The sequence below is a fragment of the Streptomyces altiplanensis genome (genome assembly GCF_053591575.1).
Genome location: NZ_JBSFUB010000193.1, coordinates 3,250 through 5,100, shown reverse-complemented (window position 1 = coordinate 5,100; position 1,851 = coordinate 3,250). Strand labels below are relative to the sequence as shown.

General features: G+C 57.1%; 1 rRNA gene (only partly in view). It reads right to left on the bottom strand.

The window, feature by feature from the left end:
- Positions 1 to 22: 22 nt before the first annotated feature.
- A 23S ribosomal RNA gene (locus ACWD0Y_RS36125) occupies positions 23 to 1,851 on the bottom strand; it runs 1,372 nt beyond the window's last position.

Here is a 1,851-nt window from a genome sequence, read left to right as displayed (position 1 = left end):
AACACAGTGGACGCGAGCAACTGAGGACAAGCCCTCGGCCTATTAGTACCAGTCAGCTCCACCCGTTGCCGGGCTTCCACATCTGGCCTATCAACCCAGTCGTCTGCTGGGAGCCTTAACCCCTCAAAGGGGGTGGGAACACTCATCTCGAAGCAGGCTTCCCGCTTAGATGCTTTCAGCGGTTATCCTTTCCGAACGTAGCCAACCAGCCATGCCCTTGGCAGGACAACTGGCACACCAGAGGTTCGTCCGTCCCGGTCCTCTCGTACTAGGGACAGCCCTTCTCAATATTCCTACGCGCGCAGAGGATAGGGACCGAACTGTCTCACGACGTTCTAAACCCAGCTCGCGTACCGCTTTAATGGGCGAACAGCCCAACCCTTGGGACCGACTCCAGCCCCAGGATGCGACGAGCCGACATCGAGGTGCCAAACCATCCCGTCGATATGGACTCTTGGGGAAGATCAGCCTGTTATCCCCGGGGTACCTTTTATCCGTTGAGCGACAGCGCTTCCACAAGCCACTGCCGGATCACTAGTCCCGACTTTCGTCCCTGCTCGACCCGTCGGTCTCACAGTCAAGCTCCCTTGTGCACTTACACTCAACACCTGATTGCCAACCAGGCTGAGGGAACCTTTGGGCGCCTCCGTTACTCTTTAGGAGGCAACCGCCCCAGTTAAACTACCCATCAGACACTGTCCCTGATCCGGATCACGGACCGAGGTTAGACATCCAGCACGACCAGAGTGGTATTTCAAGATTGACTCCACACACACTGGCGTGCATGCTTCACCGTCTCCCACCTATCCTACACAAGCCGAACCGAACACCAATATCAAACTGTAGTAAAGGTCCCGGGGTCTTTCCGTCCTTCTGCGCGAAACGAGCATCTTTACTCGTAGTGCAATTTCACCGGGCCTATGGTTGAGACAGTCGAGAAGTCGTTACGCCATTCGTGCAGGTCGGAACTTACCCGACAAGGAATTTCGCTACCTTAGGATGGTTATAGTTACCACCGCCGTTTACTGGCGCTTAAGTTCTCAGCTTCGCAACCCCGAAAGGTCACTAACCGGTCCCCTTAACGTTCCAGCACCGGGCAGGCGTCAGTCCGTATACATCGCCTTACGGCTTCGCACGGACCTGTGTTTTTAGTAAACAGTCGCTTCTCGCTGGTCTCTGCGGCCACCCCCAGCTCACGGAGTAAATCCGATCACCGGTGATGGCCCCCCTTCTCCCGAAGTTACGGGGGCATTTTGCCGAGTTCCTTAACCATAGTTCACCCGAACGCCTCGGTATTCTCTACCTGACCACCTGAGTCGGTTTAGGGTACGGGCCGCCATGAAACTCGCTAGAGGCTTTTCTCGACAGCATAGGATCATCCACTTCACCACAATCGGCTCGGCATCAGGTCTCAGCCTTGTATGAGGGACGGATTTGCCTACCCCTCGGCCTACACCCTTACCCCGGGACAACCACCGCCCGGGCTGGACTACCTTCCTGCGTCACCCCATCGCTTACCTACTACCACCTTGGGCCGGCGGCTCCACCACTTCCCTTTGCCCGAAGGCTCCGGGACGGCTTCACGGCCTTAGCATCAGAGGATTCGATACTGGGCGTTTCAAAGCGGGTACCGGAATATCAACCGGTTGTCCATCGACTACGCCTGTCGGCCTCGCCTTAGGTCCCGACTTACCCTGGGCAGATCAGCTTGACCCAGGAACCCTTAGTCAATCGGCGCACACGTTTCTCACGTGTGTATCGCTACTCATGCCTGCATTCTCACTCGTGTACCGTCCACCACTGCCTTCCGGCGCGGCTTCACCCGGCACACGACGCTCCCCTACCCATCCC